Genomic DNA, 12,756 nt, shown 5'->3' with positions numbered 1-12,756 from the left:
TCCGACTCCCAACTGCTCGGCGATGTCCTTGTTCTGCATTCCGTTGGCGGCCAGCAGCACAATGCGCGCGCGCTGCGCCAGCCTCACGCTCGTGAGCTTCGACCGAACCAGCCTCGTCAAATTGGTTCGCTCCTCGTCGGTCAACATGATCTCGGGGGCAACTCGCACTCACTCTCTCCACGCTGTGTCGCAGTGTGGGCATTGGAGACGCCGAATTCATATAGGTTCCATCAAGAACAGAACGCTACACTAGAACATCGGCCCTGCTGCACTGAAGGAATTGCCCCCCCCCAATACACCCCCGCAACAGACAACGCAATTGTCGTCTCTCGTAATGGCCCGGATATCATTTATCAGCCACGCTTCTTCGCGTCAACACTAGCCAAGCTCTTCGCCTCCTCCAGTAGAACCTGGCGCATCCAGATGCTCGCCGGGTCGCCGTTATGGAGCACAGGCCATTGGACAGCTTCAGTAAACGAGGAAAGTGGCAGTGGTACATCGACGATACGCAAAGGAATCACTTCCCCAAAATACTTAGCTAGTCGTAGCGGAAGCGTTGCGATGCGATTGGTACGAGACAGCATCGGCGGGACCAGGTCAAACGTTGGTACTACAACTTCTTCACGCCTCTTGAAGCCCAGGTCGAGGAGGAAGAATTCCTCTATCGAGGGTCGGCGGGAACGCCCAAACCTTACCGTCACATGCCCCATAGACACGTACTTCTCCAAAGCAAGTCGCTGAGACAGCTGTTTGTTTGTCGTACAGCCTACGCACACGAGCTTCTCTTCAAAAAGGCGCGCCTTGGGATGTGTATCACTCAACAACAGCTCCGGCAAGATCAGGAAATCGACATCGCCACGTCGAAGCAATTCGCCCGGCTCGTCGTCGGGAAAGAACAATTCGAAGCTGACCGCGGGAGCCTCACATGCGACACGCTTCATGACCTTCTTAAAGTAGACGAGTGTCATGAAGTCCGAAAGACAAATTCTGAAGCGGCGTTTCGATTTAGATGGCTGGAATACATCACGTGAGATGATCGAGAGCTGGATGTGCGATAGTGCTTCCCGAACCGGCCCCGCCAGCTCCATCGCGCGAGCAGTCGGGACGAACTCGCGCCCCCGCATCACGAATAGATTGTCACTGAAATAGTCTCGCAGCCTCGCTACAGCTGCGCTCATAGCGGGTTGGCTTAAGTTGATGTTGTGCGCCGCGGCTGTTAGATTGCGGTGCGTTATCAGTGCATCCAGTGCAACGAGAAGGTTGAGATCAAGGCCTTTGAAGCGCATGTTGAGGCATCCATATCATGGATGATTGATATCGAAACAATCGATTGTACAAATTAACACCGCTCCCGCAAAGTTACGGCGGCTTTCAATTTAGGGCAACAGAGGCGCACGTACCGTACAGCTTGTCGGCTCCGCATGGCGCATTGCGCACGGTGCACTTTGAGACAGAAAGCTTACACGTGAACGACATAGGTAACGTAACGAATCATGGCCGAAAAGGTGCACAGCGAAGCATCGAAGCGTTTGTCTTGCCCGCCAGCAATTCGGGAACGTGACGCTAACGTCAAACGACCTAAGGTTTTCCTTACATTTGACGATGGCCCAAATCCGATATGGACACCGAAGATCCTAGACATCTTGGGGCAATTTGAGGTTCCAGGCACGTTCTTCGTCCTTGGGGCTTACGCGGTAGAACATCCGGACCTAGTTCGGCGGATGATCTCTGAAGGGCACGAAATTGCTAACCACACGATGACGCATCCCGATCTGTCAAAATGCGCGCCCGATATGGTACGACGCGAAATACTTGATACGAACGCGATAATTGACAAGGCCTCTCCGGGCCCTGGCGTGCGTTTCCTACGCGCACCGTATGGAGTATGGACCCCTGAATTATGCGTCGAAGCTCAGAAAGCGGGTCTTACACCGCTTCACTGGTCGGTAGACCCCCAAGATTGGTCCTGCCCAGGGGTTGATACGATCGTCGATACTGTGTTGGCGACCGTCCAACCAGGTTCAATCGTGCTATTGCATGATGGCAGTCCACCGAACGAGTTGGTATCACGTGCCTGCACTGCATCACGAGAGCAAACCGTCATGGCGCTTCCTCGCATGATTTCAGCATTGAAGGAGCGCAACTTTGTGATCAGCTCTCTTCCTAATTTTCCCCGACAAACTGATCCAGTCCGGACCGCTTAGACCTGTATTCCAAGTAGTTACTTTGCGAATGTGGCTCTCTACTAACCTCAGTTATCTTGGAGGGAACATTAATCCATATTTCGTCGGGCTCTGAGGTGAGCACGTCAGGAATTACTGACACCGAAAAACAGATAGTGCTGAGCAAATTTTCCGCGTTGCCCGATTAACGAGGCCTTGCTCAACACGCTAATATCAAACCACGCAGCCGGCTCGATTCTCACAAGTCTTGCGCTAGCCGCCTCAGTTCCCAACAAATTGAAACGCCACACATAGGTTGCATCGAACAGAATCGTATCGACCTTGATCTAAGGCGCGCAATGCTAGCCATTAGGACTTGCTCGCGGATTTTCATCTGATTCTCTCTGCGAATCAGAGTAGTCTTTTATTTGAAAATTTCTTAACGCCCCCCCTGACAAATCAGATGAACATACCGGCCGCAATCAGCACCACTTCCGTCTTATTGTACGCACTACTATCGACCATCTATAAGAGCGCCCAGGTTTTGCATAGTTTACCAACGCGGGGCGCTTGTTTGCCAACCAACGTGGTTGGGCCGGACAGGCTGCCAGACGTCGATGTAATCGTGCCTTGCTTCAACGAAGACCCGGTCACGCTCAGAGATTGCCTTACTTCCATCGCAAAGCAGGAGTATGCCGGAGTATTGAACATTTATGTAGTCGATGACGGTTCAAGCAACCGTGACGCGCTGGCCATGGTCTACCGGGACTATGAGGACGATGCAAGGTTTAATTTCATTCTTCTTCCTAGGAATGTAGGCAAACGCAAAGCGCAGATTGCCGCGATACGTTCTTCGTATGGAGAATTCATACTCAACGTCGACTCAGATACGACGCTGGCCCAAGACGTCGTAAAGCACCTTGTGCGGAAGATGGGCGACCCATCGATCGGCGCGGCCATGGGCCAGTTGACAGCCAGCAATCGAAAACAGTCTTGGTTGACCCGATTGATCGATATGGAGTACTGGCTCGCCTGTAACGAGGAGCGCGCGGCTCAGGGGCGTTTTGGCGCCGTTATGTGTTGCTGCGGTCCTTGTGCGATATATCGTCGCTCCGCGCTGCATCTTCTCCTAGATAAATACGAGACCCAGTTCTTCCGGGGAAAGCAAAGCGATTTTGGCGAAGACCGCCATCTGACGATTCTCATGCTGACTGCAGGCTATCGAACGGAGTATGTTGCTAGCGCTATCGCAGCCACTGTTGTGCCAGATAAGCTCTTACCGTATCTTCGCCAACAGCTACGGTGGGCACGCAGCACCTACCGTGACACGCTCCTCGCCTTACGTCTACTGCCCCGTCTCAATGGCTTTCTTACGCTGGACACCCTTGCGCAGAACGTCGGTTCGCTATTGCTTGCAGTGTCAGTGCTCGGTGGAGTTATACAGCTGGTGACGACGGCCACAGTGCCTTGGCAGGCGTGCCTGACAATTGCTTCAATGACGTTGGTTCGCTCCTCCGTAGCAGCTATTCGGGCTCGACAGCTTAGATTTCTTGGATTCTCCGCCCATACCCTCATAAACCTTATATTTCTACTTCCGGTGAAAGCCTATGCATTGTGCACGCTCGGCAACAGTGATTGGCTGTCGCGGGGCCAGCCAATCAATAGCCCGCATTGGAAACCCGTCGATCCATCACCGGAAGCTCCGGCAACATACGCCGCTGGGGAAACGCATTCCACTTCTCACTCTGATACCGCAGGTAAGAAGTGCCAGCCGCCGACATGCATGACATCTGGTAATGAATTTTATACCGAGTAACACGACTGGAATCACTAGCACAAGCTTCCCTTTGAAGACGGTACACCCAGATTTCGAGCTTAATGTCCACTGCACCGATCACGTTCACCGGCGTTAGAAAGTCATATGGCAACAAGCTTGTCGTCAATGATCTATCGTTTTGTGTAAAGTCTGGCGAATGCTTCGGCTTGTTGGGTCCTAACGGCGCGGGCAAGAGCACCATCGCGCGAATGGTTCTCGGAATGGCAATGCCTGACGCCGGCACGATCACGGTCCTGGGAGAGCCGGTACCAATACGAGCACGCCGAGCCCGGGCGCGCATCGGCGTCGTTCCGCAATTCGACAATCTTGAACCAGGATTCACGGTACGCGAGAACCTGATGATATTTGGGCGCTACTTTGGTATGAGCACAGACGAGATTGAGGCAGCGATTCCATCGCTGCTTGAGTTCGCGCATCTTGAGACCAAAGCCCAGGCTCGCGTCACGGAACTGTCAGGCGGCATGAAAAGGAGTTTGACTATCGCGCGAGCGCTGATCAACGATCCACAACTTCTGGTAATGGATGAGCCTACAACCGGCTTGGATCCACATGCTCGTCACCTGATCTGGGAGCGATTGCGCTCGCTGCTAACGAAGGGCAAGACAATTCTTCTCACTACTCACTTCATGGAAGAGGCGGAGCGGCTGTGCGACCAGCTTTGCGTAATAGAGAACGGACGCAAGATCGCTGAGGGAACTCCACAGGGCCTGATCCAAAAACAGATCGGGACCGAAGTGCTGGAAGTGTATGGCGGCAAACCACATGAGTTGCGTTCATTATTAGCGCCATACGGCCCCCGAACCGAAGTAAGCGGCGAGACGCTGTTCTGCTACGCATCCGATTTGGAACAGATTCGGGTTCCTTTACTCGCGCACTCGGGTCTGCGCGTCCTACAACGACCGGCAAATCTGGAAGACGTATTCTTGCGGCTAACCGGACGTGAAATCAGGGACTGAATAATGCGTGAAGTACTCATGATGACTTTACCCGCCAATGCTTGGAACTGGCGCACTGTATGGCGCCGCAATTTCTTGGCATGGAGGAAGGCCGCTCTTGTTTCGCTTCTTGGCAATCTTGCAGATCCGATGATGTATCTGTTCGGCCTTGGCTTCGGAGTTGGGATACTGATAGATCGCGTTGAAGGTTCTGCATATGTTGCGTTTCTCGCAGCCGGCATGGTTGCAGCGAGTGCAATGACTTCCGCGACAGTCGAGACAATCTATGCGGCCTTTTCTCGGATGCATACTCAACGCATGTGGGAAGCAGTCCTGTGCACAAAGCTCACGGTTGGCGACATCGTCCTCGGTGAAATGACGTGGGCTGCGAGCAAAGCCCTATTGGCGGGCACGGCAGTGGCCGCCGTATCCGCAACATTAGGGTATGCGGACCTATCAAATATTCTTCTTGTAATACCGGTCGTTATCCTAACTGGCTTCGCGTTTGCAAGCCTGGCTATGGTTCTCGTCGCGATTGCGCCGAGTTACGACTACTTTGTGTTCTACCAAACGCTTGTTCTCACACCGATGCTTTTCCTGAGTGGTGTCATTTTCCCAGTTGAGCAGCTCCCAAGAGCTCTTCAACTGGTTTCAAGAATCCTGCCACTTTCCCATTCTGTCGAACTCATCCGCCCCGCAATGCTTGCACGTCCTACAGCGAACATCGGTCTGCATGTGTCCGTACTTTGTCTTTACGCAATACTGCCGTTCTTCCTATCGACAGACCTTGTTCGCCGGCGTCTGATGTCTTGATGACTGTAACGAAATTATGAACAGGTGCAATTAGGAAAAGAAATCCGCCTCGCACCGCCGCAAACCACTCAAAGTACACCTGCGCACGCCGCGAACGAAACCATGCCAATAGCCGCACCATTCGTAATCCTTGGGATGCCCAGAACAGGTACGCACTATCTGGAAGAATTGCTGAATGTGCATCCAAACGTGTCGAGCAATGGCGAATTGCTCAATCCGTACGATATGAATTGGCCAGATAATACCCGTCTCCTACGTAGCGATCGGGAACTTCTTGAGCTAGCTTATCGACATTACCCCACCCGCTCCGGAAAGATGGCGCTCATGCACGTTGGCTGCAAGATCAACCAACCTCAGTTTCAAGAGCGGCCCGGATTCTTTGAGCAGTTGACAAGATGGCCACATCTCCGAGTGATATTGTTAATCCGCAGAAACCCTTTGGAGTCACTACGATCCCTCGTCCAGGCAAGGACAAGCGGCCAATGGCTAAAGTACGGTACGTGCCACGACTCCACAGCTCCGCCCACCGTAACATTGACCACTGAAGAGTGCGAAGCCTACTTCAGGGCCGCTGACGACTTCCACACTCGGGTCGCGAATTCCTTCAAGCCAGAGCGCGTTCTTACGATCGACTATGAGGATTTGCTGAGCGATCCAGCCGCATGCCTAGAGACGATTTTGTCATTCCTAGGGATTTCTTTACACGCGTACTCGGTATGCACAGATCTTCGGCGTCAAGAAGTGCGACCTCTGGACGAGACGGTGTGCAATTTTCTAGAGCTAAAGCGCCACTTCACAGGGGGACGGTATACGAGTTATTTTGAAGCCTAGAATGGCTCACACCTTTGCGCTTGAGAGACCGTATAGTTTTTCACGTTTTAACTTGATAAATTGGTCACCCGGTGGCAGTGGATGACCTATGAATTCTTCCAATAGGGTTACTTCTATGTCGTCACCAAAAGTTCAGTGGAAACTATGCTGGGAAAATGAGCTTCAGCTTTCCGATCATTTAGAGTTGGCTCAGTTCTTCAGAGCAACCTATGGACCGACCGGCCCTTTCAACGCGAAGCCGTTTGAAAGTGGTCGAAGTTGGGCCGGGGCACGGCCCGAACTTCGCGCGATAGCGTACGATTCGCAAGGCGTTGCGGCTCATATGGGCGCGCTACGTCGTTTCATCAAAGTAAATTCAGCCGATGTCCTTGTCGCGGAACTAGGTCTATACGGAGTTCGTCCGGACCTTGAAGGACTTGGGATTAGCCAATCGGTCCGTGCAATGTATCCCGTGCTTCAAGAACTTCGCGTACCATTCGCCTTCGGGACAGTCCGGCACGCGTTGAAGACTCACTTTACCCGATTGTGCCGATATGGAATAGGAACGATCATTGAGGGAATTCGCGTGCGATCAACTCTTCCGAACGTCCACTTGGATCTGCCTTCTACCCGCGTCGAGGACGTCCTCGCGGTGATTCTGCCAATTAGCTGTTCGATGCAAGAATGGCCGGACGGGGTCACTATCGAACGCAACGGACCTGAGCTATGAAACGTGTTGCTAGTTACTGGTTAGATTAGCATCGGTATCCTTCTGGCAGGAAGGATGCGTGAGTTAGGCTCCACTATCAAGGACGGAGGGGATTTGCCTATGCTTTCAAACCTCGAATTGCTGCGTCGTGAACTGGATGCAGAAGACCCTTGGCGGCTCGACACTAATCCTTACGAACACGAGCGTCACAGGCATATGCTTCAATTGTCAGTCGCCGAGGGACAGGTCACCAATGCGCTTGAAGTGGGATGCGCTGCTGGGGCGTTCACAGAGAAACTTGTGCCCCACTGCCAACGACTCACGATCATAGACGTTGTTCCACAAGCGATAGCCAGAGCGCGCGAACGACTGAAAGAGCCACCGAACACTGTTTGGATCGTTTCAGATGTCAAGGATTTCTCGACGCGTGACAAGTTCGATCTAATCGTTGTCGCAGAGGTTCTCTATTATTTAGATAATCTTGCAGATGTACGAACTACGATACGAAAGCTCGCAGGAATGCTCGCGCCTGCCGGCCAACTGGTATTCGGATCGTCTCATGATGACAGTTGCCGGAAATGGGGGCACATTGCTGGCGCGGAAACTGTGCTTGCTATGCTCAAAGAAGAACTGACTGAAGTGGAGCACCTTGAATGCACAGGGCAATCGCCCAATGAGCGTTGCTCGCTGGCGCGATTTCGAAAATCCGCAGCCGGTTCACATCAAACAAGTTTACCGAATTAGAGAGAGAAATAGCATGCGCATCTGCGGGATCAAGCTAACGCACGACGGAGCCATTGCCGTGGTCGAAGATGGGAAATTGGCTTTTTGCATCGAGCAGGAAAAGCGAGACAACAATCAGCGCTATCAGGAAATTGATAACCTGGAGGAAATTGCCGTCGTCTTGGCGGAACACGGGCTGGGTGCTGAAGATATAGACCTGTTTGTTATTGATGGCTGGGACGGAGACGTGGAGTCTTGGTTCCACGTTCGAAGTGGGTCAGTTCCGGTCAGCCTAAAAGGGGCACCGTATGCCGAGAGCGACGCCAATGATATCCTCGTCTCTCTCGACGGTACCGGTTTGGTGCTCGGTGACGGTTCATTTCCGTACAAGAGTTTTCCTCATGTATCAGGGCACGTGGCCGCCGCATACTGTACGAGCCCATTTGCGCAAAAGGGGCAACCTGCCCTTTGTCTGGTCTGGGATGGCGGCATCGTCCCAAGGCTGTATCACGTGCAGCGTGACGGGGCGCGCCGCGTTGACTGTCTCTTCCCCCTAATAGGCCATATCTATGCCGCAGCGGGTCACTATTTCGGACCCTATAAGAAGCCTGGCGGAGCAGAGTGGGATCTGGGCGTGGCAGGTAAGCTTATGGCTTATATTGGGCTCGGGTCGGTTGACGAAAGTATCGTATCCATATTTCAAGACCTTTACCAAGAGCACTTCACAGGTGACAGCGAGTTGGCGCTCAGCTACCGAGGGAATATTAGGGCGCCTGAAGGCTCACTGAAACCTATCCGTAATTTTTTCCAAGCTAGCGTGCCGCGACTTGAGGGCAAGCTTCACGAAGACGTGCTTGCCTCCTTCCATGCCTTTCTCGAGCGCCTTCTCGTTCATGAAATTGAAATGGCGCTGCAGCGCCATTCAATCCAAGTACCGCAGAACCTGTGTATCGCTGGCGGATGTGGGCTTAACATCAAATGGAATAGCGCATTACGCGAGAGCGGATTATTTGCTGCAATATGGGTCCCTCCGTTCCCCAACGATAGCGGTTCCGCGATCGGTGCCGCTTGCTGCGCGATGGCAGCAGACCAAGGCTTTATGCCGTTGGAATGGTCAGTGTATAGCGGACCTGCCGCGAAACTTGGCGCCGTTCCCCCGGGATGGACGGCGTCTTCGTGTACGATTTCGGAACTCGCCCACATACTTGCGGATAACAAGCCCGTCGTTTTTCTTGCGGATCGCGCCGAGTTGGGCCCTCGGGCTTTGGGCGGAAGAAGCATTTTGGCAGCCCCCACTTCTGCTGCAATGAAAAGTCTTCTGAACGATGTCAAACATCGGGAGCACTTTCGCCCAGTGGCGCCAATATGCCTCGAGGATAAAGCAATCTTCATCTTCGAGCCTGGTACGCCGGATCCCTACATGCTATTCGATCATCAAACGCGTAAGGAATGGCGCGACAAGATCCCTGCTGTCGTGCATCTCGACGGGACCGCCCGTTTGCAAACTATCCATAGAAGTTCCGAACATCCCGTAGCACAGCTTTTAATCGAATACGAGAAGCTAACGGGTATTCCTTTGCTATGCAATACAAGCGCGAATTGCCACGGCCGGGGGTTCTTTCCGGACGCTGCTTCCGCTTGTGAATGGGGACGTGTGGAACGTGTCTGGTTCGATGGCCATCTATTGAGTAAGACCGACAGAAGTGCCCAGACATTGAACGCGGGCGAATTAGCGTGCCCTCAAGGGGCATAGATCTGGTAGAGGCGACCTCGCTCTGGACATACTGCTGCGTTGGGAGTTTAGACATTCAACTACCTGCGCTCAATTTCCACGCAGCTTTAGTAGGACCGAATGTGCAAGCCATGGCGCCATAAATGTTTTAAGCAAAGTCCCAATTCACGTACGGATGCGGAATATGAAGAGCGATGCTTCCACTTCCCACCTTCACACATACGACTTCGGAGTCTGTCCGGAATCGAGAGCGAGACTGCTTGGCCAGACGCCTTCCATCCTCTGGTTCACAGGCCTGTCCGGAGCGGGGAAGTCGGCAATTGCCGACAGGCTTGAGGCTGCTCTGCATGCATGCGGCCGCCTCACTTATGTTCTCGATGGTGACTCAGTCAGGCGCGGTCTTTGCAAAGACCTTGGATTTAACGAAGAGGATCGACGCGAAAATGTTAGGCGCGTTGCTGAAGTTGCAAAGCTGATGGCTGACGCCGGCATCGTCGTGCTAGTGTGCCTAATCTCGCCCTTCCATTCCGACCGAGAACTTGCCAAGTCCATCGCCTGCAAACATGTCTTTGCTGAAATTCACGTTCATGCACCGTTGCCCGTGGCCGAGACTCGCGATCCTAAAGGACTATATCGACTCGCCAGACAAGGCGCTATCCGGAATTTCACCGGCATCGACTCTCCATATGAAAAACCGATGACTCCCGATGTCTTTATCGACACATGTTCATCGTCCATCGATGAAGCATCCAATATTGTGTTGGACTGGCTTGCGCGTCATTAAATATGACCAAAAAGTGTGCGTTGAGGAACTGTCATATCGGCGCTCTGTCACACACCCCAGATGCTTTAACTCACTCGCGCCGTCGAATGCTACCGGCTAGCACCAACAACCTCAGGGGCAAAAGCTTTCTTTGAGGCTAATTGCGATCTCGCCCAAAAAAGCGCCCGCGTAGGTGCGCTTGCTAGGCCACGCGTCGCCTTTCTTGGCATGCGCGACCGACACCACACCTCGCACGGGGACACGTGGAACGACGACTAGGTAAGCGATGGCGTCCCGCTGACAATAGAGAATCAACACAGAAACTCCAGCACGGTAGGGCTAAGTGCTCTGAGGCGACAGCCTGTACGCCCATGCTCGCCTTTTTTGGAGTTGCATTCCGGAAATTTCTCCGCCTTTCGCGATCGCTAACCCTTAGCCGTTTGTTCGGTTCACGACAAAACAGTCGCAGCTATGACATTCGGCGCCTAACTCCATTGCGTCTCTCCAAAGGGTTCATGCCAATTGGCATATATATTGCTTTTTCGGATTTCGTGAACTTTCCTTGACGATATCTCCCCTCTAAGCTTCGGCCTGGTATTGTAGCGCTCATGGTCAACACCGCTGTGCAAACTCACCATCGATATCGAAATACCAGTCTCGTTTGATCAACGCGTGACATACTTCGATCTCAATTGGTCGACAGAAGGCAAAGGCAATGCATCTGTACCGTATGGAGTCCGCATCGCAAACAGTGTACAGTTTTTTTCTCACAACTTAGTTTTCTGGTCTCTCTGATTTATCATTTGATTTTATGGACGACAATTTTTTATAAAAACAAAATTGGAATTTAGATACCAATGAGAACTTTCTCCTTGGATAACCACATGAACAATGCTATTTCCGATTGGCATACCGATCATTTGTACTTCGCTCACTTACTTGACCTGCTACAAAAGCAAGTTGGGTCTTTTTTTGAGGGAAAACAACCGAACTATCGATTGATAGCCAAGATCGTGGAGTACATGCGGGATTATGGCGATCGCGTCCATCATCCTCGAGAGGATGTTGCCTTTTCCCTGCTGGTGGAGCGATATCCCGATATGCAGCTTGTAGTCAACCGACTTCTGCAGGAGCATCAAGTGATCGCGGAAACTAGCGCCCAACTACTCGAGCACTTTAACGGGGCGGAATTGGATGTTATAACGCCCCGAGACGTTCTAGTAGCACTAGCAGCTGTATATCTCGCATACTATCGCAATCATCTTTCTACCGAGGAGAAGCTGGTTATACCACGAGCCGTGAAGATGCTAAACGCAGAGGATTGGGCGAAAGTCGATGTTGTCGTTCCGGCGAGCGCTCAGTCGCTACGTGGGATAAGTCTTCAGGAGCATTTCGAGACGTTACGCAAACAGATACATGATGAGGAGCGATTGGATTCGTGAAGGGGATGTTCTACATCCTTTCACTGGTCACAAGTGGAATACAGGTTGACGACTCTGACCTATAATTGAACGAGGCTGTGTGAAAACGTTTCGATCACCTAGACTGAATTAACGCATTCAGATTGGGAGATCGGATGAAGCCGATTCATCGAGTGAAAAGACCGCAAGCAAGCACGCTGCGTGAAGATAGCGCAACTACGTCAGCTAATGCATCACCTCGATCAGATAAAGGAAGAGTTCAAGACGCTGCCAGGTGGTCAGGTATCAATGACTGATCCTGATGCGCGCTCGATAGCGACAAGTCGCAAGCGCCCAAGCCAATGACGTCCAACGCAAAGGCGGGGTAGATTTGATAGAGCGGACTTTCATCTACATTGACCGAGACAATGAATATCAATGAATATCAATGCCCCGCCGCTGAACATGCACTGCAGCTACGCCCCTATTGAGTAGTGTTTGCCCTCTTCGTCCCACGACCGGCCGAAAATTCGAAAACGCGGCCTGGCCACGGCGGGGACGTGCGTGGGATTCGAGACACGTTTCCACACGGCCTCGCACCTAACAGAGAGGTGGCACCGTTTGTTCGGACAGGGATCCGGAGTTTTTAAGTGGAAGCGCTGGGGCAGTCAGGCTGCCGATTTGATCGCTGGCAGCGTGGCGAAGTATGCCTCATCCGGGGTCTGGTCCGCCAGACTGGAATGGGGCCGTCGTTGGTTGTACCAGGTTAGGTAGTTAGCGATAGAGCGGCGCGCATGGCTGACCGAGTCGTAGGCTTTCAGGTAGACCTCCTCGTATTTGACGCTGCGCCAAAGGCGTTCGACGAACACGTT

At 52.6% G+C, this 12,756-nt stretch carries 13 protein-coding genes; 10 read left to right on the top strand and 3 right to left on the bottom strand.

Annotated elements, in window-relative coordinates:
- A partial coding sequence (locus tag A3A5_RS45940) for a helix-turn-helix domain-containing protein (protein ID WP_018311006.1) occupies nt 1–147 on the bottom strand: 147 nt, incomplete at its 3' end.
- A gap of 206 nt (nt 148–353) precedes the next feature.
- On the bottom strand, nt 354–1,286 hold the full coding sequence (locus A3A5_RS0137105; protein ID WP_018315486.1) for a LysR family transcriptional regulator: 933 nt from the start codon (nt 1,284–1,286) through the stop codon (nt 354–356).
- 207 nt (nt 1,287–1,493) lie between these two features.
- Here A3A5_RS0137105 and nodB point away from each other — a divergent pair, with 207 nt between their 5' ends.
- From nodB to A3A5_RS0137065, 10 genes are all read left to right on the top strand, one after another.
- A complete protein-coding gene (gene nodB / locus A3A5_RS42820) occupies nt 1,494–2,204 on the top strand; it encodes a chitooligosaccharide deacetylase NodB (protein ID WP_081624087.1) in 711 nt (236 codons plus the stop codon).
- Nucleotides 2,205–2,625: 421 nt separating this feature from the next.
- Nucleotides 2,626–3,978, top strand: coding sequence for a chitooligosaccharide synthase NodC (nodC, locus tag A3A5_RS0137100; RefSeq protein ID WP_018315485.1), 1,353 nt, complete (start codon nt 2,626–2,628; stop codon nt 3,976–3,978).
- A gap of 50 nt (nt 3,979–4,028) precedes the next feature.
- Nucleotides 4,029–4,955: a nodulation factor ABC transporter ATP-binding protein NodI gene (gene nodI, locus A3A5_RS0137095; RefSeq protein ID WP_304412956.1), complete on the top strand. Its 927-nt coding sequence runs from the start codon at nt 4,029–4,031 to the stop codon at nt 4,953–4,955.
- A 3-nt stretch (nt 4,956–4,958) separates the two neighbouring features.
- Nucleotides 4,959–5,747: an ABC transporter permease gene (locus A3A5_RS0137090; protein WP_026201507.1), complete on the top strand. Its 789-nt coding sequence runs from the start codon at nt 4,959–4,961 to the stop codon at nt 5,745–5,747.
- Between the two features lie 102 nt (nt 5,748–5,849).
- On the top strand, nt 5,850–6,578 hold the full coding sequence (locus tag A3A5_RS42815) for a sulfotransferase (protein WP_081624086.1): 729 nt from the start codon (nt 5,850–5,852) through the stop codon (nt 6,576–6,578).
- Between the two features lie 88 nt (nt 6,579–6,666).
- Nucleotides 6,667–7,287 carry a NodA family N-acyltransferase gene (locus A3A5_RS42810; protein ID WP_369797862.1) on the top strand — a complete coding sequence of 207 codons (621 nt, stop codon included), beginning with the start codon at nt 6,667–6,669 and terminating at the stop codon, nt 7,285–7,287.
- 99 nt (nt 7,288–7,386) lie between these two features.
- Nucleotides 7,387–8,010, top strand: coding sequence for a nodulation methyltransferase NodS (gene nodS / locus A3A5_RS42805; protein WP_081624088.1), 624 nt, complete (start codon nt 7,387–7,389; stop codon nt 8,008–8,010).
- Nucleotides 7,940–9,742 (top strand): nodulation protein NodU, encoded by a 1,803-nt coding sequence (gene nodU, locus A3A5_RS42800; RefSeq protein WP_304412955.1) that lies wholly within the window; start codon nt 7,940–7,942, stop codon nt 9,740–9,742. The genes nodS and nodU overlap by 71 nt, the downstream gene beginning before the upstream one ends.
- 163 nt (nt 9,743–9,905) lie before the next feature.
- On the top strand, nt 9,906–10,505 hold the full coding sequence (gene cysC / locus A3A5_RS42795; RefSeq protein ID WP_081624083.1) for an adenylyl-sulfate kinase: 600 nt from the start codon (nt 9,906–9,908) through the stop codon (nt 10,503–10,505).
- Between the two features lie 863 nt (nt 10,506–11,368).
- Nucleotides 11,369–11,926, top strand: coding sequence for a hemerythrin domain-containing protein (locus tag A3A5_RS0137065; RefSeq protein ID WP_026201506.1), 558 nt, complete (start codon nt 11,369–11,371; stop codon nt 11,924–11,926).
- A 626-nt stretch (nt 11,927–12,552) separates the two neighbouring features.
- Here the strand turns inward: A3A5_RS0137065 and A3A5_RS40115 are convergent.
- A partial coding sequence (locus A3A5_RS40115) for an integrase core domain-containing protein (RefSeq protein ID WP_018310416.1) occupies nt 12,553–12,756 on the bottom strand: 204 nt, incomplete at its 5' end.

This window comes from Cupriavidus sp. UYPR2.512 (assembly GCF_000379565.1).
Lineage (GTDB): Bacteria > Pseudomonadota > Gammaproteobacteria > Burkholderiales > Burkholderiaceae > Cupriavidus.
The sequence above is the reverse complement of the archived record's forward strand: the minus strand, read 5'-3'. Positions and strand labels throughout refer to the sequence as shown.

What these genes read in the sequence shown, in the direction of transcription:
- A3A5_RS0137065 (WP_026201506.1), top strand. Translation starts at nt 11,369, where the DNA reads ATGAACAATGCTATTTCCGATTGGCATACCGATCATTTGTACTTCGCT.
- nodU (WP_304412955.1), top strand. Translation starts at nt 7,940, where the DNA reads ATGAGCGTTGCTCGCTGGCGCGATTTCGAAAATCCGCAGCCGGTTCAC.
- cysC (WP_081624083.1), top strand. Translation starts at nt 9,906, where the DNA reads ATGAAGAGCGATGCTTCCACTTCCCACCTTCACACATACGACTTCGGA.
- nodS (WP_081624088.1), top strand. Translation starts at nt 7,387, where the DNA reads ATGCTTTCAAACCTCGAATTGCTGCGTCGTGAACTGGATGCAGAAGAC.
- A3A5_RS42815 (WP_081624086.1), top strand. Translation starts at nt 5,850, where the DNA reads ATGCCAATAGCCGCACCATTCGTAATCCTTGGGATGCCCAGAACAGGT.
- A3A5_RS0137090 (WP_026201507.1), top strand. Translation starts at nt 4,959, where the DNA reads ATGCGTGAAGTACTCATGATGACTTTACCCGCCAATGCTTGGAACTGG.
- nodC (WP_018315485.1), top strand. Translation starts at nt 2,626, where the DNA reads ATGAACATACCGGCCGCAATCAGCACCACTTCCGTCTTATTGTACGCA.
- A3A5_RS0137105 (WP_018315486.1), bottom strand. Translation starts at nt 1,286, where the DNA reads ATGCGCTTCAAAGGCCTTGATCTCAACCTTCTCGTTGCACTGGATGCA.
- nodB (WP_081624087.1), top strand. Translation starts at nt 1,494, where the DNA reads ATGGCCGAAAAGGTGCACAGCGAAGCATCGAAGCGTTTGTCTTGCCCG.
- A3A5_RS42810 (WP_369797862.1), top strand. Translation starts at nt 6,667, where the DNA reads ATGAATTCTTCCAATAGGGTTACTTCTATGTCGTCACCAAAAGTTCAG.